Origin of the sequence: Streptomyces sp. AK08-02, assembly GCF_033795085.1 — a bacterium.
Lineage (GTDB): Bacteria > Actinomycetota > Actinomycetes > Streptomycetales > Streptomycetaceae > Streptomyces > Streptomyces echiniscabiei.
In genome coordinates this window covers 21,347-45,197 of record NZ_JARAZV010000002.1, presented here as the reverse complement: position 1 = coordinate 45,197, position 23,851 = coordinate 21,347, and the positions used below count along the sequence as shown (strand labels likewise).

Here is a 23,851-nt window from a genome sequence, read left to right as displayed (position 1 = left end):
CCGGCACCACGCATCACTCGGTACGAACCCGGTCACACTTCTGTCACAAGATCACGCCACTCGTTTCAGGTGATAATCAGCGCGCGCACAACACCCGCAAGGCCGTTCACCCAAACTTCCGGCGACCATTCGAACGTAATTCGCCACCTCTCGGTGATCCCCCCATAAAACCCGTCCGAGATCATCGGAAGGGCCCGGCGGAGACGGCGAATTGCCCCGACCACCCCCACCACCACGCCTTACCGGTTTCTTATACACGCCATACGTGCTGACGCCACGCGTCTCGGTCGCCACCCCTGGCGACAGAACGCATAAAACACCCACGGCTTCCCCACATAACCTCCGCACACCACCGCCCCGACGCCGGCGTCCCGCATCCTCAGGACACCGCCCCTGAGCTGCTCCCGCTCTCTGTACGCGGCGATCGCTCCACCGCGCGGGACAGCCGGTCCCGGGAGGTCCTGATCGCGTCGACGAGTTCCGCGGGCTCCAGCACCTCGAACTCGAAGCCCATCAGCATGATGTGGATGACCATCACGTCGAGGCTCGCGGCCCCGGTGCGCAACAGACAGGCCTCTTCGCCGTCCGGCTCCAACGTCCCGGCGGAGGGCGAGATCCGCGCGGCGGCCTCGACGAGCGGCACCAGCAGCCGGACGACGGCGTGCGTGGCGTACGCGCGCGTGGAGACGCCTTTGGAGACATAGGCGGCGAGATCGTCGGCGGGAGGCGTACGAGGGGCGAAGCGCGGTCCGTGCGGCGGCTTCGGCGTGATGCGGTCCACGCGGAACGTACGCCAGTCGGCGCGGTCGACGTCCCAGGCGACCAGGTACCAGCGCCGCTCGGTGCACACCAGGCGGTGCGGTTCGACGGTGCGGCGGGACACAGCGCCCTCATGCCCCCGGTACTCGAAGCGCAGCCGCTCCGTGTCCCGGCAGAGGTGGGCGAGTTCGGTGAGGACGGCCGGGTCGACGGCGGAGGGCTGCGGTCCGCGCAGCATCGGCACGGTGAAGGCGTTCAGGGCCCCGACCCGTCGCCGCAGCCGGTCGGGCAACACCTGTTCGAGCTTGGCCAGCGCCCGTACGGAGGTCTCGCCGATGCCCTCGATGCCCTGCCCGGCGGCGGTCCGCAGCCCGACGGCCACGGCGACCGCCTCGTCGTCGTCCAGCAGCAGCGGCGGCAGCTCCGCCCCGGCACCGAGCCGGTAGCCACCGCCGGTGCCCGGACTGGCGTCCACGGGATAGCCGAGGTCGCGCAGCCGGTCCACGTCCCTGCGGACGGTACGCGGGGTCACACCGAGGCGGTCGGCCAGGTCGGGGCCCGACCATTCCCGATGGGCCTGAAGCAGCGAGAGCAGGCGCAGCAGCCGTGCCGAGGTCTCCAACATGGGGGCGAGTCTGCCAGCGGTCGCGGACAGCCACTGTCCTCAACGGTCATGGCCGGCAGGCCGGCAGGCCGACCGCGCGGGACGCCGGTGCCCCACCCGGTCCGGAGACGGGGTGGGGCACCGGGGCCGAAGCAGGGGAAGCGGCTCAGAAGTCGAGCCTCTGGCCCGGCACGATCAGGTCGGGACTGTCGCCGATGACAGCCTTGTTGGCGGCGTAGAGGTGCTGCCAGGTGGTCGTGTACCGGGCGGCGATGCCGCTCAGGGTGTCGCCCACGCGGACGGTGTAGTCGCCGCGGGACGAGCTGCGGCCGGTGTGGGCCGGGGAACGCTCCGGTGCCTTCGAGGGAGCCTCGGACGCGGCGGACCCACGGGAACCGGTCGCCTTCCCGGCGGACCGGCCGGTGGACGGGGTGGCCGACTTCTTCGTCGACTTGGTGGTGGCAGAACCGGAGCCCGAGTCGGAGCCGGAGCCCGATGCCGCGGGAGCGCTCCCGGTGGCCCCGGCGCGCGCCGAACAGGTCGGCCAGGCGCCCCAGCCCTGGGCGCCCTGAACCTTGGTGGCGACGGCGATCTGCTGGGACCTGCTGGCCCCGTCGGCGGTGGCCGCGTAGGCCGAACCGCCGTAGGCACGCCAGGTACCGGCGGAGAACTGGAGTCCTCCGTAGTACCCGTTGCCGGTGTTGATGTGCCAGTTTCCGCCGCTCTCGCACTGGGCGATGCGGTCCCACACCCCGCTGTCCGCCGCCGCGGCGTTGCCTGTCGCGGCCAGCAGTCCGAGGGGGGCGAGCAGAGCCGCCCCGGCGAGGACCGCCGTCTTGCGCGTCTTGCGGGTGTAACTATCGGCACATTCGGACATGTAGATCCCTCTCCACAGACCCGGGCTCCCCCTGACCGGGGCGCGTCGGTCGCGTCGAAACACGACCGGCACGCTCCGCCCCGTCCGTCGGCGGTGGTGCTGCGCGGTGTCTGGTTCTGCGCTGCCGGCGGACGTACCCGAGCGGTGCTAGGTGCACTCGGCGGAGGAATCTATGGACCGCGACGAGGGGATATCAACCAACTCCCTGTTGTCCCAGGCCAGTTGACTGTTACCGCCGGTATCGGCGAGTTCCGGCCACCCACTTCATCACCTCATCTACGGATTTGTCGACCAACCACTCGAACAAACTGTGAGTCAGTTCACCGGGCCAACTTCCGTAACCTGTCCGTTACTTGACATGGAGTGACCAATTCCGCACCTACTGTGACCGCGCGCGCAGGATGGTTCGATTCCGTTCGCCGTGCAGCGTGACCCCCACCACAGGTCGCCCGTTGTCATCTTCATGAGCCCGGACTGTCCGGGCCCACCGGCCGGGGGCGACCCGGCCTCGCCACGCACCGCATCCCGAGGGAGCCACCCGTGCCGCGCATGCTCGATGTCAGCGACGAGGTCCGCGCCGAGATCGGCGACGAAGAAGCCGACCGGTTGCTCACCGGCGACAACGCCCCGGGCAGTTACGACTGCACGTCCTGCCGCACGCCGGGCGACTCCGCCCAGGAGCGCACCAGCACCGTCCTCTTCATCGGGGACGAGACCGCCGTCCTCGCCTTCGCCCACGCCGGCTGCCTGCCTTCGCAGGTCGTCCAGGTCACCGAGGAGCAGCTCCAGGGCGCGGTCCGCTCCATCAACGCCGACGAGGAGACCCCGATGGCCGCACCCGAGCAGGCAGTACTGGGCGTCACCAGCGGACTCGTCCTGATCGAGGGCGAGTTGCACCCCGCCCTGGTCGTCGAGCCGACCGCCCCGATCGTCCGCCCCGGCGCGACCGGCGCCGGCGACGACTTCCTCCCGCTCCTCATCGAGCAGGGGTTCATGCCACTGACCGAGCTGACGGAGGTGCCGCCCGTCCTGCACGGCTGGTCGGTGCTGCTCGCGGCCGGCCAGTTGCACGCCGTACTCCAGCCCGGCCCGAACGGCGGCTCTGCGGTGGCCTGGTGGCAGGCGCACCAGCCGCTCCAGGTCACGGAGAGCTGGCGTGCCGCCGCCAACAAGCACCAGCAGGTACTGGTGTTCGCGGCGCCGGTCGGCTCCATCGGCCGCCAGCCCCGCGAGGACCTGCTGCGGGACGCGCTGGACAAGGCGGCGGGCATCGGGAAGCTGGTCGCCAGCGCGTTGCCTCTGGCGGGCACGTGAGCGGTTGCCTCCGGCGGGCACGTGAGCGCTTAGGGCCGGGGGTGCTTCGGTGGCTTGGCGGCCGGCGGTTGAGTGTGGCTGGTCGCGCAGTTCCCCGCGCCCCCTTTGCGGCGCGCTGCGCGCCCGGCAAAGTCCGGGCGTCGGCCGCACCCTGTTGGGCGGCGGGGTCGTTTGCACGTACGTGCACACCTACGACGCCCCCCGCCGCCAGTCCTACCAGTCGCTCCCGTCCGCGCGAGCGCCCCAGGACTACCCGAGCGTCACCTCGGCCACGCCGATCTACGACGCGCTCTACGCCGAGTACGGCAAGTCCTTCCGTTCGCTGCCGGGCGACCGCAGCGGCGAGGACGAGCTGGACTTCGCGGCCTTCGGGGCCAGCCCGAACAGCCGCGCCTCGTACGGCCGTTCGTACGGTTCGAACCTGAACTCCGGTTCGTACAGCGCCTACAGCGCGGGTGCGTTCAGCGCGCGCAACGGCGGTACGGGCGGCCAGGGCGGCGGCCAGCAGTCCGTGTGGCAGCGGGTTGGCCAACTCGACGCGCAGCAGGTGCAGCCGGCGGTCCCGACCCCGACCGCCGTATGGCCGACCGGGGCCCGGCAGCAGCACTACACCGGGATGACCCACATCCCGGCTGCGCTGCCACCGGGCCCGCGCCGGGGCGCGTGACCACCGCCTGCACGTGACTGAGGGCGGCTCCCATCCGGAGCCGCCCTCAGTCACGTACGAGACGTACGACCACTACGTACGACCACTACTTCTTACGGCCGCGCTTCTCGCGCACCCGCACCGAGATGTGGATCGGCGTGCCCTCGAAGCCGAACTCCTCGCGCAGCCGGCGCTCGATGAAGCGGCGGTAGCCCGCCTCGATGAAGCCGGAGGCGAAGAGCACGAACCGCGGCGGCTTGACGCCCGCCTGCGTGCCGAACAGGATGCGCGGCTGCTTGCCGCCCCGGATCGGGTGCGGGTGGGCGGCTACCAGCTCGCCGAGGAAGGCGTTCAGCCGGCCCGTCGGAACCCGGGTCTCCCAGCCCGCGAGAGCGGCCTCGATCGCGGGGACCAGCTTCTCCATGTGTCGGCCGGTACGCGCCGAGACGTTGACGCGGGGCGCCCAGGCCACCTGGGCGAGCTCGGTCTCGATCTCCCGCTCCAGGTAGTAGCGGCGTTCCTCGTCGAGCGTGTCCCACTTGTTGTACGCGAGGACGATCGCTCGGCCCGCGTCGACGGCCATGGTGACGATCCGCTGGTCCTGGATGGAGATGTTCTCGGAGCCGTCGATCAGGATGACGGCGACCTCGGCCTTCTCCACGGCGGCGGCCGTACGCAGCGAGGCGTAGTAGTCGGCGCCCTGCTGGAGGTGGACGCGCTTACGGATGCCCGCCGTGTCGATGAACTTCCAGGTGACGCCGCCGAGTTCGATCAGCTCGTCGACGGGGTCACGGGTGGTGCCCGCGATCTCGTTGACGACGACGCGCTCCTGGCCCGCCACCTTGTTCAGCAGGGAGGACTTGCCGACGTTCGGGCGGCCGATGAGGGCGATACGACGCGGGCCGCCGACCCCGGCACCGAAGGTCTGCGCGGGCGCCTCGGGCAGCGCCTCCAGGACGGCGTCCAGCATGTCGCCGGTGCCACGGCCGTGCAGCGCGGAGACGGGGTGCGGCTCGCCGAGACCGAGGGCCCAGAGATACGAGGCGTCGGCCTCGCCGCTCAGCCCGTCGACCTTGTTGGCGCACAGGACGACGGGCTTGCCCGCCTTGCGCAGTAGCCGCACGACGGCCTCGTCGGTGTCGGTCGCGCCGACCTTGGCGTCGACGACGAAGACGACGGCGTCGGACGCCTCGATCGCGTACTCGGCCTGGGCGGCCACGGAGGCGTCGATGCCGAGGACATCCTGCTCCCAGCCACCCGTGTCGACGAGCTTGAAGCGTCGCCCGGCCCATTCGGCCTCGTAGGTCACGCGGTCGCGGGTGACGCCGGGCTTGTCCTCGACGACGGCCTCACGGCGCCCGATGATGCGGTTGACGAGTGTCGACTTGCCGACGTTCGGCCGCCCCACGACGGCGAGGACGGGCAGTGGCCCGTGCCCCGCCTCGTCGAGCGCGCCCTCGACATCGGCGACATCGAAGCCCTCCACCGCGGCGAGCTCCATGAACTCCGCGTACTCGGCGTCGCCAAGCTCTCCGTGCTCGTGCTCTCCCGAGCCGTCGGAGGGAATGTGGTCGTTCATGAAGTCCGTACCTCGTTCATCGTGGTGATCGGTGGAACCCCCCGGTATCGGGTGATCCACTACTCAAACTGCTCAAGTACTCAAGTGTCGCTCAGCGCCCGGCGGGGCGCCCGGCGTTTTCCTGACGGCCGGTGAGCCGTCTGGCGTTCTCCAGGTGCGCGGTGAGCTGCTTCTGAATGCGTACGGTCGCCTCGTCCAGCGCCGCCCGCGTACGCCGCCCGGTGCCGTCGCCCGCCTCGAACGGGTCACCGAAGACCACGTCGACGCGGCTGCGCAGCGGAGGCAGCCCCTTTATCAACCGTCCGCGGCGGTCGGTACTTCCCAGGACGGCCACCGGAACGACCTGTGCGCCGCTGCGCACGGCGAAGTAGGCCAGCCCCGCGCGCAGCGAGGCGAAGTCGCCCTCGCCACGGCTGCCCTCGGGAAAGATCCCGAGGACTCCGCCGTTCGCCAGCACCGCCAGGGCCTGGGCGATCGCCGTGCGGTCGGCGGTCGAGCGGTCCACCTTCACCTGGCCGAGGGCGTGCATGGCGGGTCCGAGCGGCCCGATGAACGCCTCCTTCTTGACCAGGAAGTGCGACGCCCTGGGCGCCACGCCGATGACCATCGGGCCGTCGATGTTGTGGGAGTGGTTGACGGCGAGGATCACCGGACCGGTCGCGGGGACCTTCCAGGCGCCCAGGACGCGCGGCTTCCACAGCCCGTACATCAGGCCGACACCGATACGCCGACCGACCTCGGCACCCCGTTGCGTGGGAACCTCGGCCGCCTTCGACGCCTGCGCCGCCTTCGAGGGAACGCTCACTTCGCGTCCCGCTTCTCCTCGACGAGGGTGACGACGCATTCGATGACCTGCTGCAGAGTCAGCTCGGAGGTGTCGACCTCCACCGCGTCGTCCGCCTTGGCGAGCGGCGAGGTCTTACGGCTGGAGTCGGCCGCGTCCCGCTTCAGCAGCGCCTCACGGGTGGCGTTGACGTCGGCACCCTTCAGCTCACCGCTGCGCCGGGCGGCGCGGGCCTCCGGGGACGCGGTGAGGAAGATCTTCAGGTCGGCGTCGGGCAGCACGGTCGTCCCGATGTCCCGCCCCTCGACGACGATCCCCTTCTCCGCCGACGCGGCGATGGACCGCTGCAGCTCGGTGATCTGGGCACGCACCTCCGGTACGGCGCTCACCGCGCTGACCTTGGAGGTGACCTCCTGGGTACGGATCGGGCCGCTGACGTCGGTGCCGTCCACGGTGATCGTCGGGTTCTCCGGGTCCGTACCGGAGACGATCTCCGCCTTGCCCACCACGGCGGCGATCGCGGAGGGGTCCGTGAGGTCGATCCCGCTGGTCACCATCCACCAGGTGATGGCCCGGTACTGGGCCCCGGTGTCCAGGTAGCTCAGCCCGAGCTGCGCGGCGACAGCCTTCGACGTGCTCGACTTGCCGGTGCCGGAGGGCCCGTCTATGGCGACAATCACTGCGGCGCGGTCCACTGTGGAGGCACCTTTCCTGGTCCGGGGTGGTGGGGCGAGGGCGCATGGCACCCCGGACAAGGTTACTGGGTACTGGTCACTCATCCGGCCGCAAGCCCTTCTGGCCCCGGCCCGCACCCCCAGCCCGTCCGGCACCCTTCCAACCCAGGCCCGCACCCCCAGCCCGTCCGGCGCTTGAGGACAAGGCCCGTTCAGGGCCGGAGCGGGGGTCTGGGGGCGCAGCCCCCAGCAAGCCCGGCACCGACACCGCCCACTACTGCCGAATCGCCCACCCACGTTCCCGCAGCGCAGCAGAAAGCACGGGTGCGGCCGACGGCTGCACCATCAACTGCACAAGCCCCGCCTGCTGCCCCGTCGCATGCTCGATCCGCACATCCTCGATGTTGACCCCGGCCCGCCCCGCGTCGGCGAAGATCCGGGCCAGCTGCCCGGGCTGGTCGTCGATGAGCACGGCCACGACCTCGTACACCAGCGGAGCGGACCCGTGCTTGCCGGGCACCCGGACCTGTCCCGCGTTCCCGCGCCGCAGCATGTCCTCGACCCCGGACACGCCCGCACGGCGCTTCGCCTCGTCGGAGGACTGCAGGGACCGCAGTGCCTGAACCGTCTCCTCCAGGTCCGCGGCGACGTCCGTGAGGAGGTCGGCGACCGGCCCGGGGTTGGCGGAGAGGATGTCGATCCACATGCCGGGATCGGACGCGGCGATCCGGGTCACGTCCCGGATGCCCTGCCCGCACAGCCGTACGGCCGCCTCCTCCGCGTTCTCCAGCCGCGCGGCGACCATGCTGGAGATCAGGTGGGGCATGTGGGAGACGAGGGCCACGGCACGGTCGTGGGCGTCCGCGTCCATGACGACGGGGACGGCACGGCAGTGCGAGACCAGTTCGAGGGCGAGGTTCAGCACCTCCGTGTCGGTGTCCCGCGTCGGGGTCAGCACCCAGGGACGGCCCTCGAAGAGGTCGCCGGTCGCGGCCAGCGGGCCGGACTTCTCGCGGCCCGACATGGGGTGCGAGCCGATGTAGGACGCGAGGTCGAGGCCCAGCGCCTCCAGCTCACGGCGCGGGCCGCCCTTGACGCTGGCCACGTCGAGGTAGCCGCGCGCGACACCCCGGCGCATCGCGTCGGCGAGGGTGCCGGCCACGTGCGCGGGCGGCGCGGCGATGATCGCGAGGTCGACCGGCCCCTGCGGCGCCTCGTCCGTCCCGGCGCCCAGCGCGGACGCCGTACGGGCCTGCTCGGGGTCGTGGTCGGCGAGGTGGACGACGACACCGCGCGAGACGAGGGCGAGCGCGGCGGACGTACCGATGAGGCCGGTGCCGATGACGAGTGCGGTCCTCACTGGGCGATGTCCTTGCGCAGGGCACCCGCAGCACCGAGGTAGACGTGCGCGATGTCCGCGCGGGGCAGGTCCGACTCGATGTGCGCGAGGATCCGGACCACCCGCGGCATCGCCCCCTCGATGTCCAGCTCCTGGGCGCAGATCAGCGGTACGTCGACGATGCCGAGCTTGCGGGCCGCGGCGGCCGGGAAGTCGCTGTGCAGGTCGGGGGTGGCCGTGAACCAGACGCTGATCAGGTCGTCCGCGGTGAGGCTGTTGCGCTCCAGGACCGCGACGAGCAGCTCACCGACCCGCTCGGCCATGTGCCCGGCCTCGTCCCGGTCCAGTTGGACGGCTCCCCGGACCGCTCGTACCGCCACTGTGATGCTCCTCGCTGATGTACATGGGTGGAGCTGATGTACGTATTCGTATCTACGTATCGGCTCTTGGCGCATCCAGCCTAGCCAGCCCGCGCGAAGTGGACCCGCGGCGCTCGCCCGCTGAGACGCGCCCCCGCCGCGCATCGGGCCCTGCCAATGTCACCCGATTCGCCCCAATCCGCGACTTGGAGTGCGAACACGCCCGTGCGCTCTGGACGCGGGGGCCCGGGTCCGCTCTCATGGCAGGAAGCTCGCCTCGGGGGAGGCCCGATGAAGCGCACCGGACCGCTTTTCACACTGCTCGCGGGACTGTTGTTGGCCCTGTTCATGTTGTCGCTCAACGCGACGACAGGGACGAGGCCGGCGTCCACGTCCCAGGCGGACTCACCCGCCTACAAGGTGTCTCCGTCACCGGCACCTCCGAACACGAAGGCGTCACCGTCGCCTTCCCCGCCCGTGACCCCGTCCTCGTCCCCGTCGCCCACCAAGGCCCCCGCGCCGAACGCGGACTACGCGGGCCGTACGGACGACGACTCCTCCGCGGTGTCGGTCTCGCTGCGCGACGGCCACGCGATCGCGTATTTCTGCGACGGACGTGACAAGGAGTCGTGGCTGAAGGGCGATGTCGAGACCGACGGCTCCATGAAGCTCACCGGCGGGGGCGGCTCCGTACTGAACGGCACCCTCAAGGGCGGGAGCATCCGCGGCACGGTCGACATCGAGGGCGGGCACTACGCCTTCACCGCGGACCGGGCGGTCAAGCCGTCGGGGCTGTACCGAGCGACCGCGACCGTCCGGGACGCCAAGATCGACGGCGGCTGGATCGTGCTGTCGACCGGGGAACAGGTCGGCATCCTCAGGCGCGACGGCAAGCCCTCCCCCGCGCCCCGGATCGACCCGGAGACCGGCGCGGTCACGATCGACGGCCAGCGGCTCACGGCCCGCCCGGTCACACCCTGAATCCCACTCCTCGCAGGGAGCCGAACATGACCGTGGACCCGAACGCCGCCACCCAGAGCTTTCCCCCGCGCCCCCCTGCCCCCAGCGGCCCGAGCGCGGCCCGATATCTCGTCCCGGCGCTCGTCGCCGCCGCCGTGGCGGTGGGCCTGGGTGTGTACGGCAAGGTCCACGACCCGGAGGGCACCGCCTTCAACCTGGCCGGTTTCAGCAGCACGGGCGCGGTGAAGTCCTGGCTCGCGACGACGGCGTTCGGCTTCGCGCTCGTCCAGGTCGTGTCGGCGCTCATGGTGTACGGGAAGCTGCCGGGCCCGGGCTGGTCGGCGGTGGTGCACCGCTGGTCGGGGCGGATCGCGTTCCTCGTGGCGGTTCCGGTGGCAGTGCACTGTCTGTACGCTTTCGGGTATCAAACATACGATTCACGCGTGATGTGGCACTCCCTCCTGGGATGCTTCTTCTTCGGCGTGTTCAGTGCCAAGATGCTGCTGCTTCGCTGGGACCGGCTGCCCGGCTGGCTGCTGCCGGTCGTCGGCGGACTGGTCTTCACCGTCCTGACGATCATCTGGCTCACCTCCGCCCTCTGGTTCTTCCGCAACATCGGAGTGACGACATGACGCAAGGCCCGACGCGCCGCACGATCCTCCTCGCGACGGGCGCGGCGGCGCTCACCGCGGGATGCAGCGAGTACGGCGACGAATCCGGGTCGTCGACGGTCTCCGCCGGCTCTCCCGGACAGGAGCTGGCCACGACGGCCGACATCCCGGTCGGCGGCGGCAAGATCTTCAAGGACGAGCAGGTCGTGGTGACCCAGCCCAAGGAGGGCGAGTTCAAGGCCTTCACGTCGATCTGCACGCATCAGCAGTGCCCCGTGGCCAACGTCAAGGGCGGCACCATCAACTGCACCTGCCACGGCAGCAAGTTCAACATCACGGACGGTTCGGTGGCCAACCCGCCGGCGTCACGGCCACTGGCGGAGAAGAAGATCACGGTGACGGGAAATTCGATCCGCCTGGCGTGACCTCCCCCGTACGCTCCCTGAATGAGCCCGCATTCCGACTCGAAGAGCTCCGTGAGCACCGAGAACCACGAGACCCTGGTACGCGACCACACGGTCTACGCCTGTGTGATGGGTTCGCGTGCCTTCGGTCTGGCGACGGAGGGCAGTGACACGGACCGGCGCGGGGTCTTCCTCGCGCCCACTCCCCTGTTCTGGCGCTTCGAGAAGCCGCCCACGCATGTGGAGGGACCGGCGCAGGAGCAGTTCAGCTGGGAGCTGGAACGCTTCTGCACACTGGCGCTGCGGGCCAACCCGAACATCCTGGAGTGCCTCCACTCGCCTCTCGTGGAGTACGCCGACGACACCGGCCGCGAGCTCCTCGCCCTGCGCGAGGCGTTCCTCTCCCGCCAGGCGCACCAGACGTTCGCGCGCTACGCGCTCGGCCAGCGCAAGAAGCTGGAGGCCGACGTCCGTGTCCACGGCGCCCCGCGCTGGAAGCACGCGATGCACCTGCTGCGCCTGCTGATGAGCTGCCGCGACCTGCTGCGCACGGGCACGCTGACGATCGACGTCGGCGACGAGCGCGGCCCGCTGCTGGCGGTGAAACGGGGCGAGGTGGGCTGGCCCGAGATCGAGTCCCGGATGGACCGCCTCGCGCAGGAGGCCGAGCAGGCCTGCCGCACCAGCCCCCTCCCCGAGGAACCGGACCGCCCCCGCGTCGAGGACTTCCTGTTCCGCACCCGCCGCACCTCAGCCCGTCTGCCGGACCCGTACGACGAAGTCGTGCAGGGCGTCGTACGCGGTGGGGGCGTCCGGCAGCCCTGAGGCGGCCTGCGCCTCGTCCAGTACACGGTGCAGCCGCTCCACATCGGCCGCCACGCGCGCGTGGACGATGTCCGCCGCCCCGTGTTCCCGCTCGGCCTTGGCCGCGACCAGCTCCGGCAGATACCCGGGGGCGTCGCCGATCTCCCCGGCAAGCGTGGGCAGATGGGCCTGCACCTCGCCACTGCGCATCAGGTGGACGCCGGTGAGCAGCACTCGGAACGTGTAGAGGAGCGGCTTGAGTTCGCCGGTCCTCTCGAAGAGCCGCCACTGCGTCTGCGCGAAGCCCCGGTAGTGATGCGCGTGGTGGCCGGTGAGGACACCGGGGGCGAGCGCGGCGAGCTCCCGGTGCGTGTCGGTCGTGTGCACGACCAGCGGAGACAGCAGCTGCTCCAGCACATAACCGTTGCGGCGCAGCAGCAGCCGTACGAACTTGCGGAGATCGTGGGTGACCAGGTCCAGCTCGACACCGTCCCGCTCCCACATCCGCGACCGCGTCTCCTCCGGCTCGCGGAGACCGACCAGGTCGGCGACCGGAAGGAGATGGACTCCCCGGAGGTCCACGTCCGAGTCACGGGACGGGAAGCCGTAGAGGTGGGCGCCCGAGACGGTGGCGAAGAGCACCGGGTCGGGCTGCTCGGCGACCACGGCCGCCAGGTCGAGGTCTGCGAGATCCAGGGCGTTGCGCATCCGTCAAGCGTCCCAGAGCGCGCCCAGTGTCTGCAGGTCACCCCCGTACTCGATGCGGTCCGCCCAGGGGGTCGGCCAGGCGTCGGTGCCGTGGTGGGCGCCGGCGAAGGCTCCGGTCAGGCAGGCGATCGAGTCCGAGTCGCCGGAGGTGCAGGCCGCGCGGCGCAGGGCCGTGAGGGGCTCGTCGGGGAAGAGCAGGAAGCACAGCAGGCCGGTCGCCAGGGCCTCTTCGGCGGTCCAGCCGGCGCCGGTGGCGAGGCAGGGGTCGTCCTCGGGCGAGGCGGTGCGGACGGCGAGCTGGAGCCGGTCCAGGATCGCCAGGCACTCGTCCCAGCCGCGGGCGATGAAGTGCTCGGGGCTCGGATCGTGGCTGTGCGTCCACAGGTCGCCCAGCCAGCGGTGGTAGTAACGGCTGCGGCTGTCCTGCGCGTGCGAACGCAGCAGGGTCACCAGTTCGGCCGGTTCAGCACCATGGGCGAGCAGCCGTACGGCGTAGGCGGTGAGGTCGGACGCGGCCAGCGCTGTCGGGTGTCCGTGGGTGAGGCCGGCCTGCAACTGGGCGGCGCCCGCGCGCTGTTCCTCGCTCAGGGCCGCGATCAGACCGAGGGGCGCGACGCGCATGTTGGCGCCACAGCCCTTCGAGCCGATCTGACTGGCCTCCTGCCAGGGCAGCCGCTCGTTCTCCAGCAGGTCGCAGGCGACCAGGCACGTGTGGCCCGGCGCCCGGTTGTTGTCCGGCGACCGGTACCACTTCACGAACTCCGCGCGCACCGGCCGTTCCATCCCCGCCGGGGCGAGCAGCCCCCGGTCCATCGCCGCACGCAGACCATGGGCGAGCGCCAGGGTCATCTGTGTGTCGTCGGTGACGATCGCGGGCGTGGGCAGTTCCATCCGCCGCCAGGGACCGTGGGTGGCGAGGATCGAGGGGATGTCCTTGAACTCGGTCGGGAAGCCCAGGGCGTCGCCGAGCGCGAGCCCGATCAACGCCCCGCTGGCGGCGCGCTTCCTGACGGTCGTGGTGGTCATGCGGGGCGTCCTTCCGGTGATGTGGGAGACGGTGACGAAGGGGACGGGGAGGAGGGGGACGGGGAGAACGGGGGCGGGGCCGGCGACGCCGACGTGGTCGGGCGCAGCAGTGGCGGGTGCAGGGTGGCCGCGGTGCCCGCGCGGTACAGCGCGGCGGGCTTGCCCCGGCCGCCGGTGAGACGCGCGGCGCCCGGCACGGGCTCGACGAAGCCCGGGGTGGCGAGCACCTTGCGGCGGAAGTTGGGCGGGTCGAGCGCGGTGCCCCACACGGTCTCGTAGACCTGCCGCAGCTCGCCGAGGGTGAACTCGGGCGGGCAGAAGGCGGTCGCGATGCAGGAGTACTCCAGCTTGGCGCCGACCCGGTCGTGGGCGTCGGCGAGGATGCTGTCGTGGTCGAAGGCGAGCGGTCCGAGCGCGTTGTACCGCAGCCATTGGGCCTGCGTCGCGTCCCCGCCGCCGTGCGGTTCGGGCGCGTGCGGCAGCAGGGCGGCGAAGGCCACGGACACGACCCGCATTCTCGGGTCGCGGTCGGGTTCGCTGTACGTGCGCAGCTGTTCCAGGTGCAGCCCGGACACGTCCGACAGGCCGGTTTCCTCGGCGAGTTCGCGCCGGGCCGCCCTCTCCGCGGACTCGTCGGGCAGGACGAACCCTCCGGGCAGCGCCCAGCGGCCGGCGTACGGCTCGTGACCGCGTTCGACGAGCAGTACGTGCAGCGCGCCCGCTCGCAGGGTGAGGACCGCCAGATCGACGGTGACGGCGAAGGGTTCGAAGGCGTACTTGTCGTACCCCTCGGGGGCCTGGCCCCGAGCCGCTCCGTTCACAGGTGCGGTCATGCCCGCCCACCCCCCCTGCCGTCACTTTTTATGGTCACCATGACCAATAGTCATACCGACTATAAAGAGCACGAGCGGACCCCACAACCCTTCTTGACGACTCCCATACGCCCAAAGCCTCTCAGCGGCCCCTCAGGCGCCCAGGAGGAGCAGGACTGCCCCGGAGGGCACCCGGAGTCGCCTGTGGGCCCAGCGAGGCCACGGGGGCTTCTCGGCGCACAAAAGCGGCCGACCCCGGACTGCTCCGGGACCGGCCGCACGCGCGAGCACATCCACTCGCCTACAGGTCGACTTCCTGCATCAGCATGCCGACCTCGGTGTTGGACAGCCGGCGCAGCCAGCCCGACTTCTGGTCGCCCAGGGTGATCGGACCGAAGGAGACGCGCACCAGCTTGTCGACCGGGAAACCGGCCTCCGCGAGCATGCGGCGCACGATGTGCTTACGGCCCTCGTGAAGGGTGACCTCCACGAGATAGTTCTTGCCGGTCTGCTCGACGACGCGGAAGTGGTCCGCGCGGGCGTACCCGTCCTCCAGCTGGATGCCGTCCTTGAGCTGCTTGCCCAGGTCGCGCGGGATCGGGCCCACGATGTGCGCGAGGTAGACCTTCTTCACGCCGTACTTGGGGTGGGTCAGCCGGTGCGCCAGCTCACCGTGGTTGGTGAGGAGGATGACGCCCTCGGTCTCGGTGTCGAGCCGACCGACGTGGAAGAGCCGCGTCTCGCGGTTCGTCACGTAGTCGCCGAGGCACTGCCGGCCCTCGTTGTCCTCCATCGTGGAGACGACGCCCGCGGGCTTGTTCAGCGAGAAGAACTGGTACGACTGCGTGGCCACCGTCAGCCCGTCGACCTTGATCTCGTCGCGCTCGGGGTCGACACGCAGCCCCTGCTCGACCACGATCTCGCCGTTGACCTCCACGCGCGCGTGCTCGATCAGCTCCTCGCAGGTCCGCCGGGAGCCGTAGCCCGCACGCGCCAGGATCTTCTGGAGCCGCTCGCCCTCCTGCTCGGCACCCGGGAACGTCTTGGGCAGCTTGACGTCCTTCTTCTCGGCGTACCGCTCCCGGTTGCGCTCCTCGGCCCGCGCGTCGTACTCACGAGAGGTCGCCGGGACCCAGCGCCCGCGTCCGGTGCTGTTGTGACCCTGCCTGGGCCCACCCTTGGCACCGCCGCGCGCGGAGGCACCGCGCCCGGACTTCGGACCGTCCGGAGTCGCGCCCGGCCCCACGTCGTAGCGGCGCTCCTCGGGACGCGGCTTGCTGGGACGACCCTGAGCCTGGCCCTGGCCCTGACCTGAGCCTTGCCCCTGGCCTCGCCCCTGACTCTGACCCGGACCGCCGCGCCCCTGACCCTGACCCGAGCCCTGGCCTCGCCCCTGACCTGAGCCCTGACCGCGCCCCTGGCCCTGGCCCTGACCGCGCCTGTCGCCCCCGCCGCTGCCGGCGCCGCGAGAGCTACCGCGCCCGCCACCACTCTTGCCGCTACCGCTACCGCTACCGCTGCCGCTACTGCTTCGCATCAAAATTCCGTCTGGTCGTCTGCGTCGTCTGCACCCGGAGCATCGGGAGCATCCGGATCGAACGACGGAACACCTTCCTGCGTCTCGGCCTCGATCGCGTCCGCCTCCGGAAGGAAGGGTGCGAGCTCCGGGAGTTCGTCCAGGCCTCGCAGGCCCATCCGCTCCAGGAAGTAGTTCGTCGTCGTGTACAGGATCGCACCTGTTTCGGGTTCCGTGCCCGCCTCCTGGACCAGACCGCGCTGCAACAGGGTCCGCATGACCCCGTCACAGTTGACTCCGCGGACGGCCGAGACCCGGCTGCGGCTCACCGGCTGGCGGTACGCGACGACCGCGAGAGTCTCCAGCGCCGCCTGGGTGAGCCGGGCCTGCTGGCCGTCCAGCACGAAGCCCTCGACCGCCGCCGCGTACTCGGGCCGGGAGTAGAAACGCCAGCCCCCGGCGATGAGCCGCAGCTCGAAACCGCGCCCCTGAACGGTGTACTCGTCGGCCAGCGCGCGCAGGGCGTCCGCGATCTGCCGCCGGGGGCGCTGCAGGATCTTCGCGAGGTGCTCCTCGGTCGCGGGTTCGTCCACGACCATGAGGACGGCCTCCAGTGCGGGCCCGAGATCGAGATCGGCGACGGTCCGCGGCCCGGCCGGCACCTCTGTGGTCTCCTCGCTCACGCCTTCTCGTCCTTCCCTGGCTTCACCGGCTCCGGCGGCCGGTCGAACTCGTCGGTGACCGTCGGCTCGCGATCGCCCTCCCCGCCCGTCCAGCGCACCATCAGCTCCCCGAGCGCGGTCTCCTGGTCCAGGACGACGACCTTCTCCCGGTACAGCTCCAGAAGGGCCAGGAAGCGCGCCACGACGGTCAGTGTGTCGCCGGTGTCCGCGACGAGCTCCTGGAAGGTGGCCTCGCCCAGTTCCCGCAGCCGCGCGACGACGATCTGGGCCTGCTCCTGCACGCTCACCAGGGGCGCGTGGATGTGGTCGACGTACACCTGCGGTCTCGGCCTGGGCTGCATCGCCTTCACGGCGAGCTTCGCGAACCCCTCGGCCCCGATGCTGATGACGACCTCGGGCAGCAGTTCGGCGTGGTGCGGTTCCAGTCCGACGGTACGGGGATAGCGGCGGGCCTCGTCGTCGAGGCGGCGGCTGAGGATGTCGGCGACCTGTTTGTACGCGCGGTACTGGAGCAGCCGCGCGAACAGCAGGTCGCGCGCCTCCAGCAGGGCCAGGTCGGCCTCGTCCTCGACCTCGGCGGCGGGCAGCAACCGCGCGGCCTTCAGGTCCAGCAGGGTGGCCGCGACGACCAGGAACTCGGTCGTCTGGTCGAGATCCCAGTCGGGGCCCATCGCCCTGATGTGCGTGATGAACTCGTCGGTCACCTTGGAGAGGGCGACCTCGGTGACGTCGAGCTTGTGCTTGGAGATCAGCTGGAGGAGGAGATCGAAGGGCCCCTCGAAGTTGGCGAGCCGGACCTTGAAGACCCCGTCCTCGGGTTCGGCCGACGGAACCGGGGGATCCGTTACTTCCTCGGCGACCGCGGAGGCCTCCACCGGCTCCTCATGGACCTCGGGGGACGCCTCGACGGGTTCCTCGGCCGTGACCGGCGGCGAACCTCCCGGACCCCGCCCCAGCACACGCCGACGACCGGCGGAGCCGGGGCCGGGGGCAGGGGCGTCGTTCGAGGTCATGGCCCACGCAGGCTACCGCTAGCGGCCGCGCAACCGTCGTACGAGGATGCTCGCGTCCCCACGGGACTCAAGATCCGCGAGCACCACCGCGACCGCCTCGCGCACGATCCGCCCGCGGTCGACCGCCAGTCCGTGCTCGCCCCGCAGCACGAGACGCGCGTGCTCCAGGTCCATCAGCTCCTCGGCGGAGACGTACACCGTGATCTTCTCGTCGTGCCGCTCACGCCCGCTGGGCCGCCGCGAGGGGGCCCGGCCGCGCTTGCGGGACGCCGACACCGACTGGGGCGACGGGCCCTGCCCCGAGGCAGAACCTTCCTGCTCGCCCTGGCGGCGCACCGAACGCTCCGCCGCGGCCTGCCGGCTGCGCGACTCCCCGGCCGGGTCGACGCCGGCGGCGACATGCTCGTCGCCGTCGCCGTCACCGCCCTGGACGGGCACCGAGTGAGGCGCGTCCTCCGAGGCGGCGGCCCCGTCGCTCTCCCCGGCGGGACCCGGAACGCGAGCCTCGCCGTTGGCCTGGCGCCTGGGAGAGGACGACTGGAGCGCCATGCCCCCGGTGGTACGGAACAGTTCGTCGGCCCCCGGCAGACTCACTCGGCGTGACACCGGGCGAGCACCTCCCTGGCGAGCTGGCGATAGGCGGCGGCACCGACGGAGTTCGAGGCGTACGTGGTGATCGGCTCACCGGCGACCGTGGTCTCCGGGAAGCGGACCGTGCGTCCGATGACCGTGTGGTAGACGTGGTCGTCGAAGGCCTCGACGACACGTGCGAGCACCTCACGGCTGTGCACCGTGCGCGAGTCGTACATCGTGGCGAGGATGCCGTCGAGCTCCAGTTCCGGGTTCAGCCGCTCCTGGACCTTCTCGATGGTCTCCGTCAGCAGTGCGACACCGCGCAGCGCGAAGAACTCGCACTCAAGAGGCACTATCACCTTGTGAGCCGCCGTGAGGGCGTTCACGGTGAGCAGGCCGAGCGAGGGCTGACAGTCGATCACGATGTAGTCGTAGTCGGCCATGAGCGGCTTCAGGGCGCGCTGGAGCGTCGACTCGCGCGCGACCTCCGACACCAGCTGCACCTCGGCCGCCGACAGGTCGATGTTGCTCGGCAGCAGGTCCATGTTCGGGACCGCCGTCTTGAGCAGCACCTCGTCCGCGGACATCCCCCGCTCCATGAGCAGGTTGTAGACCGTCAGGTCGAGTTCCATCGGGTTCACACCGAGGCCCACGGACAGGGCGCCCTGCGGGTCGAAGTCGACCAGCAGGACCCGGCGTCCGTACTCGGCGAGAGCGGCACCCAGGTTGATGGTCGACGTCGTCTTGCCGACGCCGCCCTTCTGGTTGCACATCGCGACGATCGTCGCGGGGCCGTGACTCGTCAGCGGACCCGGGATCGGGAAGTACGGCAGCGGGCGGCCGGTGGGGCCGATGCGCTCGCGGCGCTGACGGGCCGCGTCGGGCGCGAGCGTGGCCGCGTACTCCGGATCGGGCTCGTACTCGGCGTCGGGGTCGTAGAAGTGCCCGTCGGGCAGTTCGTCGTAGTCGGCGAAGTGGTTGTGGACCCCGCCACTACCGTCGCCGGCCATGGCGTTCACGTGATGACCATCCATGCTCATGTGTCCTGGCCGAGTCACCTCGGACATCTGGTGACCTTGGTGGGCGGCGAAGGTGCGGACCGCGACGGAGCCGACAGCCGCGAGCCCCGTGGGGCCCGATCCCCGCGCCGGCATTCCTGGTTGACCACCCCCGGGAGTAAATGTCGACTCATTCACAAGTCGTCTTACCTCCTTGGTGACCAGGAAACTTCTCGATAGGTCAGCGTGGCACCATGCCGACGGTTGGCGACTCTATGGCGTGTCGGCCGTTCGCAGCAACACAATCCGCCGGACCCGGCCCGATGTGTCGGCAATGAAACATCCCTCTGTCAAGGGCGTACGGCCGTCGCACGGCAGGGTTCACCGGTGCGCGAATCGGTTGAAGCGTTACGTTCGAGGCGAGTTGAACGAGTGTCGCAAAGTGACCATACACACATCCGGCCGGACCTTGTCGGGCAAGGTCCGGCGGGGTGCGGGGCGTTGACGAGCCCTGTTGACGTATCGCCTTTTACCCGTTGATGACTTGGTCGTTTAGTCGACCGGGAGCACCGTCGGAGCGGCCCGGAACGTCAGCCGAGAAGTGTCTCCAACTCCACGTGCTCCAGCCCGTGCGCCTCTGCGACCTCTCGGTAGACGACCTTGCCGTCGTGGGTGTTGAGGCCCCGGGCGAGAGCGGGATCGCGACGCAGCGCCGCCACCCAGCCCCGGTCGGCGAGTTCCACGATGTACGGCAGCGTGGCGTTGGTGAGCGCGTAGGTCGAGGTGTTGGGTACCGCGCCGGGCATGTTGGCGACGCAGTAGAAGACCGATCCGTGGACCGGGAAGGTCGGTTCGGCGTGGGTCGTGGGGCGCGAGTCCTCGAAGCAGCCGCCCTGGTCGATCGCGATGTCGACGAGAACGCTCCCCGGTTTCATCCGCGACACCAGTTCGTTGGTGACCAGCTTCGGGGCCTTGGCGCCGGGGATGAGCACCGCGCCGATGACGAGGTCGGCGTCCAGGACGGCCTTCTCCAGCTCGAAGGAGTTGGACATGATCGCCCGGACCTTGGTGCCGAAGACCTTGTCGGCCTCGCGCAGCTTGTTGATGTCGCGGTCGAGCAGCGTGACGTGGAATCCCATGCCGACGGCGATCTGCGTGGCGTTCCAGCCGGAGACACCACCGCCGATGACGACGGCCCGCGCGGGCTGCGTGCCGGGGACGCCACCGGGAAGCACGCCGCGACCGCCGACCGAGCGCATCAGGTGGTAGGCGCCGACCTGCGGGGCCAGCCGGCCGGCGACCTCCGACATCGGGGCGAGCAGCGGCAGGGCGCGACCGGGCAGTTCGACGGTCTCGTAGGCGATCGCCGTGGTGCCGGACGCGACGAGCGCGTCCGTGCACTCCTTGGAGGCGGCCAGGTGCAGGTAGGTGAAGAGCGTCTGGTCCTTGCGGAGGCGGTGGTACTCCTCGGCGATGGGCTCCTTGACCTTCAGCAGCAGGTCGGCGGTGGCCCACACCTCGTCGGCCGTGGGCAGGATGCGCGCGCCGGCGGCCACGAACTCGTCGTCCGTGATCGAGGAGCCGACACCGGCGTTCCGCTCGATGACGACCTGATGGCCGTGGCGCACCAGCTCGTGCACACCGGCCGGGGTGATGGCCACGCGGAACTCGTTGTTCTTGACCTCGCGGGGGATGCCGACCTTCACGTCGATCACGGTCCTTGGCTCAGAGGATGCGGGGGCATAGCAATACATACCCGGACGTGCGAGGGCACACCAGGAGACCGCAGGAGAAGGCGCGGTACAGCCAGTCTAATGAAGGCGTTCTCGGTGTCTAGCCTTTCAATGCATCAATCTTCGACTGATGCGCTACGGATTTCGTAGGTGTTAGCGTCGTGTTCCAGGTCGGATTCGCCTTCGGGGAGCCCAGCCCCGCTCTCCTGGTGGTCCGGCTCGCCGCCCAGCAGCCGCTCGGCGGCGCTCCGGTGCAGTCCCGCCGCCACCGGATCACCGAGGTGCTCCAGCGTGTCGGCCAGCCGCAGCTGAAGCGCTCCCTGCAGCCGTACGTCGTCGGCGCGACGCGCCCACTCCACCGCCTCCTGGCAGGTGCGCAGCGACTCGTCGGGCCGCCCCGCGTACTCCTGGACCCGCGCCAGCTCGCTCAACGCCCGCGCGTGCGCGCCCACATCACCGTTCTTGCGGTGACCGGCAACCGCGGCACGCCAGTTGCGCAGCGCCTCTCCGTAGCGGCCCGCGTAGGTGTGCGCGGTGGCGATACGGCCGTACAGCCGGGCCGCGTCCTCGCGCTCGTCGCGCGCCAGGCGCTGGGCGAGCGCACGCCCGTACCAGTCGGCGGCCCGGTCGTAGTCCCCGAGCTCCTGGTGTGCGCCCCCTACGGATTCCATCGCCCGCCCGGTCGCGTACGGGTCGTTCGCCTCGCGTCCGGCGTCCAGCGCGGCCCGGTAACGGGTCAGCGCGTCGTTCGTACGGCCGGTCTGCGCGTCCAGGTCGGCGAGGTTCAGCAGGGCGGCCGCCCGCTCGCGGGGCAGTTCGCGGCGCTCGGCGATGTCGAGGACGAGGCGGTGGACGCCGTAGAGGTCGGGCGCGGCGGCCTGGGTGCCGATGTGCGCGACCATGGCCTTGACCAGGGCGGACATCAGACGCCTGGCCAGAGTGTCCAGTTCCCCGTCGGCCACGGCCAGCCGAGCCGCGGCGAGCAGGGCGGGCCTGCGGATGGTGAGCCAGTCCGCCGCCGCCCTCGGGTTCGGGAAGCGCAGCGCACTGGGCATGCCGAGGAGCTTCTCGCGGGCCAGCGGACTGTCGGTCTCGGTGATCGCCCGGCAGGACACCAGCAGCCGTACCGTCCGCTCCAGCATCCGGGCCCGGGCGAGCTGGAGTTCGGCCGGGCGGTCCTGGGACACCGCGAGAGGGCGCAGGAAGGGCATCAGGCAGCCGGGGACCTCGTACTGCGGCAGCGGCGAGTCCACGGCCGTCAGAAGGCTCAGGGCGACGAAGTCGTCCAGGGTGGCGCGGGCGCCGCCGACCGAGCAGCCGGCCAGCGCGGAGGCGGTCTGCGGGTCGACCAGGCCGCCGGGGGCGAGGGCGAGCAGTCGCAGTATCCGGGCGGCCGGGGTGGGCAGCGAGGCGTACACGAGGTGGAACACGCGGCTGAGGGCGGTGCCTTCGTCGCCCTCGGCGTGCAGCTGCTTGGCGAGGTCGGAGACGGCCGCCTTGGGCCGGGCCTCCAGCCAGCCGCCGGCCAGCATCAGCGCGGCGGGCTGCCCCTGGCACACCTCGGCGAGGGCTTCGGCCGAGCGCGGGTCCACGGTGACGCGCACCGACCCGGTGAAGCGTTCGAGGAGTTCCACGGCGGACTTGGTGTCGAGGCCGCCCAGGGTGCAGGGGCGGACGTCGGAGATCCCGGTCAGCGGGCCCCCGGAGACGGCGACGGCCAGACAGTCCGGGTTGTCCGGGAGGAGCGCGTCGACCTGCTCGGCGTCGGCCGCGTCGTCGAGCAGGAGCAGCATCCGGCGGTCGGCGAGCGCGTCGCGCAGCGCCTCGGACAGCTCGTCCTCGTCGGCGCCGGGCGGGGTGGGCAGCTCCAGGGCGGTCAGCAGCTCGCGGGCGGTGCGTTCGGTCGGCACGCGGGTGCCGTCGGGCTCGGTGAGCCGGGCGCGCAGCACACCGTCCGGGTAACTGTCCGCGACCTGCCGGACCAGTTCCTCGGCGAGCGCGCTGCGGCCCGATCCGGGCTTGCCCGCGATGAGTAGCACGCGCGCGCGGGGCGCCTTCCGGCCCGCGAGAGTGTCGAGACCTGCGCGCTCGATGTCGGCGCGCAGTTCCTTCAACTCTCTTGTCCGACCGAGGAACTGACTGTCCGTTGGAACGGGCGACCGATCGTTTCCGGACAGCTTCGTACCGTCTGTGTCCACCGCCTGATCCGTCACGGGCCACACTCCCGTCCACCTGCACGAGCAAGCCCGCCGGGACTCCGGTTCGGGCGTTTCCAGAGCCTAGTTCACGCTCTGCAACGATCTGTGCGGAGCGCGGCGGGCAGGTCGCTCGATCGGATCAGCCGATGGTCACACCGGGCACGGCAAGGGGCCCCTGAGGGCGCCTCAGGCCTCGAAGGGCCGGGCCGGCCACGCCGCGTCGGCCGGGCGCAGCGCGTCGAGTCCGTCGCCCTTCTCGGCCGCCACCAGCGAAAGGACGCCCACGACAAGGCAGTTGCTGTGCACCTCGCCGGCGAGGACACCCCGGACGAGTTCGTCGACGGGCACGCGCGCGTACTCCATGTCGGCCTCCTCGTCCTCGACCTCGAAGCGCTCCCCCTCGGCCTCGGACAGATTCCGGGCCAGGAAGATCCGTACGGCCTCGTCGCAGCCGCCCGCCGTGGGGTAGACGTCGGTCAGCACCCGCCAGTCCTCGGCCTTGACGTGCGCCTCCTCGTACAGCTCCCGCTGGGCGGCGTGCAGCGGGTTCTCGCCAGGTACGTCGAGCAGCCCGGCCGGGATCTCCCACAGCCGCTGGCGTACGGGGTGACGGTACTGACGGATCAGCAGGACCCGGCCTTCGTCGTCGAGGGCGAGGACGCCCACGGAGCCGGGGTGGACCTGGTAGTCGCGGCCCACGACCGAGCCGTCCGGCATGACCACCTCGTCGGTGCGAACGGAGGTCTTGTTACCCACGAAGGGGGTCTCGGTCGCCCGGATCTCCCACTCCTCCGGAGTGTCCTTGATGGTGGTCATGTCGACGTGTCCTTCCGCATCCCGCGTCCCGCCCGTACACAAGAACCGGTCCAGGAACCGG

The 23,851-nt window shown here is 70.8% G+C and carries 24 protein-coding genes; 6 read left to right on the top strand and 18 right to left on the bottom strand.

What is annotated here, in order from left to right; all coding sequences use genetic code 11:
* Window positions 1–379: 379 nt before the first annotated feature.
* Complete coding sequence (locus tag PV734_RS04165; protein WP_319098517.1) at window positions 380–1,384, bottom strand: YafY family protein; 1,005 nt, start codon at window positions 1,382–1,384, stop codon at window positions 380–382.
* 145 nt (window positions 1,385–1,529) lie between these two features.
* On the bottom strand, window positions 1,530–2,240 hold the full coding sequence (locus tag PV734_RS04160) for a transglycosylase family protein (RefSeq protein ID WP_319098519.1): 711 nt from the start codon (window positions 2,238–2,240) through the stop codon (window positions 1,530–1,532).
* A 540-nt stretch (window positions 2,241–2,780) separates the two neighbouring features.
* Between PV734_RS04160 and PV734_RS04155 the strand changes: the two genes are divergently transcribed.
* Window positions 2,781–3,554 carry a hypothetical protein gene (locus PV734_RS04155; RefSeq protein WP_319098520.1) on the top strand — a complete coding sequence of 258 codons (774 nt, stop codon included), beginning with the start codon at window positions 2,781–2,783 and terminating at the stop codon, window positions 3,552–3,554.
* A 181-nt stretch (window positions 3,555–3,735) separates the two neighbouring features.
* Complete coding sequence (locus PV734_RS04150) at window positions 3,736–4,221, top strand: hypothetical protein (protein ID WP_319098521.1); 486 nt, start codon at window positions 3,736–3,738, stop codon at window positions 4,219–4,221.
* 85 nt (window positions 4,222–4,306) lie between these two features.
* On the opposite strand, the gene der is transcribed toward PV734_RS04150, so the two are convergent.
* The 5 genes from der to aroH all read right to left on the bottom strand — a co-directional run bounded on the left by der (window position 4,307) and on the right by aroH (window position 8,956).
* Window positions 4,307–5,779 carry a ribosome biogenesis GTPase Der gene (gene der / locus PV734_RS04145; protein WP_319098523.1) on the bottom strand — a complete coding sequence of 491 codons (1,473 nt, stop codon included), beginning with the start codon at window positions 5,777–5,779 and terminating at the stop codon, window positions 4,307–4,309.
* A gap of 91 nt (window positions 5,780–5,870) precedes the next feature.
* Complete coding sequence (locus tag PV734_RS04140; protein WP_319098524.1) at window positions 5,871–6,623, bottom strand: lysophospholipid acyltransferase family protein; 753 nt, start codon at window positions 6,621–6,623, stop codon at window positions 5,871–5,873.
* Complete coding sequence (gene cmk / locus PV734_RS04135; RefSeq protein ID WP_319098525.1) at window positions 6,581–7,258, bottom strand: (d)CMP kinase; 678 nt, start codon at window positions 7,256–7,258, stop codon at window positions 6,581–6,583. The genes PV734_RS04140 and cmk overlap by 43 nt, the downstream gene beginning before the upstream one ends.
* 253 nt (window positions 7,259–7,511) lie before the next feature.
* On the bottom strand, window positions 7,512–8,597 hold the full coding sequence (locus PV734_RS04130) for a prephenate dehydrogenase (RefSeq protein ID WP_319098526.1): 1,086 nt from the start codon (window positions 8,595–8,597) through the stop codon (window positions 7,512–7,514).
* The gene (gene aroH, locus PV734_RS04125) at window positions 8,594–8,956 is read right to left on the bottom strand and encodes a chorismate mutase (protein ID WP_319098528.1); all 363 of its coding nucleotides are present in this window, start codon (window positions 8,954–8,956) and stop codon (window positions 8,594–8,596) included. Before aroH ends, PV734_RS04130 begins: the two co-directional genes overlap by 4 nt.
* Window positions 8,957–9,226: 270 nt before the next feature.
* On the opposite strand from aroH, the gene PV734_RS04120 reads away from it, so the two are divergent.
* The 4 genes from PV734_RS04120 to PV734_RS04105 are packed head-to-tail and all read left to right on the top strand — an operon-like array spanning window position 9,227 to window position 11,735.
* Complete coding sequence (locus tag PV734_RS04120; RefSeq protein ID WP_319288781.1) at window positions 9,227–9,916, top strand: hypothetical protein; 690 nt, start codon at window positions 9,227–9,229, stop codon at window positions 9,914–9,916.
* A gap of 26 nt (window positions 9,917–9,942) precedes the next feature.
* Window positions 9,943–10,527 (top strand): DUF6529 family protein, encoded by a 585-nt coding sequence (locus tag PV734_RS04115; RefSeq protein WP_319098530.1) that lies wholly within the window; start codon window positions 9,943–9,945, stop codon window positions 10,525–10,527.
* Window positions 10,524–10,931, top strand: a complete 408-nt coding sequence (locus tag PV734_RS04110) for a Rieske (2Fe-2S) protein (RefSeq protein ID WP_319098531.1) — start codon at window positions 10,524–10,526, stop codon at window positions 10,929–10,931. Before PV734_RS04115 ends, PV734_RS04110 begins: the two co-directional genes overlap by 4 nt.
* Before the next feature lie 21 nt (window positions 10,932–10,952).
* Window positions 10,953–11,735 carry a DNA polymerase beta superfamily protein gene (locus tag PV734_RS04105; RefSeq protein WP_319098533.1) on the top strand — a complete coding sequence of 261 codons (783 nt, stop codon included), beginning with the start codon at window positions 10,953–10,955 and terminating at the stop codon, window positions 11,733–11,735.
* On the opposite strand, the gene PV734_RS04100 is transcribed toward PV734_RS04105, so the two are convergent.
* The 11 genes from PV734_RS04100 to PV734_RS04050 all read right to left on the bottom strand — a co-directional run bounded on the left by PV734_RS04100 (window position 11,661) and on the right by PV734_RS04050 (window position 23,790).
* Window positions 11,661–12,422, bottom strand: a complete 762-nt coding sequence (locus PV734_RS04100; protein ID WP_319098536.1) for a DNA polymerase beta superfamily protein — start codon at window positions 12,420–12,422, stop codon at window positions 11,661–11,663. The genes PV734_RS04105 and PV734_RS04100 overlap by 75 nt on opposite strands.
* A gap of 3 nt (window positions 12,423–12,425) precedes the next feature.
* Window positions 12,426–13,448 carry an ADP-ribosylglycohydrolase family protein gene (locus PV734_RS04095; RefSeq protein WP_319098537.1) on the bottom strand — a complete coding sequence of 341 codons (1,023 nt, stop codon included), beginning with the start codon at window positions 13,446–13,448 and terminating at the stop codon, window positions 12,426–12,428.
* Window positions 13,445–14,281, bottom strand: a complete 837-nt coding sequence (locus PV734_RS04090; protein WP_319098538.1) for an NUDIX hydrolase — start codon at window positions 14,279–14,281, stop codon at window positions 13,445–13,447. Before PV734_RS04090 ends, PV734_RS04095 begins: the two co-directional genes overlap by 4 nt.
* Before the next feature lie 280 nt (window positions 14,282–14,561).
* Window positions 14,562–15,797: a pseudouridine synthase gene (locus PV734_RS04085; protein WP_319288780.1), complete on the bottom strand. Its 1,236-nt coding sequence runs from the start codon at window positions 15,795–15,797 to the stop codon at window positions 14,562–14,564.
* Window positions 15,797–16,459 carry an SMC-Scp complex subunit ScpB gene (scpB, locus tag PV734_RS04080; protein ID WP_006378176.1) on the bottom strand — a complete coding sequence of 221 codons (663 nt, stop codon included), beginning with the start codon at window positions 16,457–16,459 and terminating at the stop codon, window positions 15,797–15,799. The genes PV734_RS04085 and scpB overlap by 1 nt, the downstream gene beginning before the upstream one ends.
* The gene (locus PV734_RS04075; RefSeq protein WP_319288779.1) at window positions 16,456–17,472 is read right to left on the bottom strand and encodes a segregation and condensation protein A; all 1,017 of its coding nucleotides are present in this window, start codon (window positions 17,470–17,472) and stop codon (window positions 16,456–16,458) included. The genes scpB and PV734_RS04075 overlap by 4 nt, the downstream gene beginning before the upstream one ends.
* 18 nt (window positions 17,473–17,490) lie before the next feature.
* Complete coding sequence (locus PV734_RS04070) at window positions 17,491–18,078, bottom strand: hypothetical protein (RefSeq protein WP_319098542.1); 588 nt, start codon at window positions 18,076–18,078, stop codon at window positions 17,491–17,493.
* Window positions 18,063–19,199, bottom strand: a complete 1,137-nt coding sequence (locus PV734_RS04065) for a ParA family protein (protein ID WP_319098543.1) — start codon at window positions 19,197–19,199, stop codon at window positions 18,063–18,065. The genes PV734_RS04070 and PV734_RS04065 overlap by 16 nt, the downstream gene beginning before the upstream one ends.
* Before the next feature lie 434 nt (window positions 19,200–19,633).
* A complete protein-coding gene (gene ald / locus PV734_RS04060) occupies window positions 19,634–20,749 on the bottom strand; it encodes an alanine dehydrogenase (protein WP_319098560.1) in 1,116 nt (371 codons plus the stop codon).
* 143 nt (window positions 20,750–20,892) lie between these two features.
* Window positions 20,893–22,989, bottom strand: coding sequence for a tetratricopeptide repeat protein (locus PV734_RS04055; RefSeq protein WP_319288778.1), 2,097 nt, complete (start codon window positions 22,987–22,989; stop codon window positions 20,893–20,895).
* 171 nt (window positions 22,990–23,160) lie between these two features.
* Window positions 23,161–23,790: an NUDIX hydrolase gene (locus PV734_RS04050; RefSeq protein ID WP_319098545.1), complete on the bottom strand. Its 630-nt coding sequence runs from the start codon at window positions 23,788–23,790 to the stop codon at window positions 23,161–23,163.
* Window positions 23,791–23,851 lie beyond the last annotated feature (61 nt).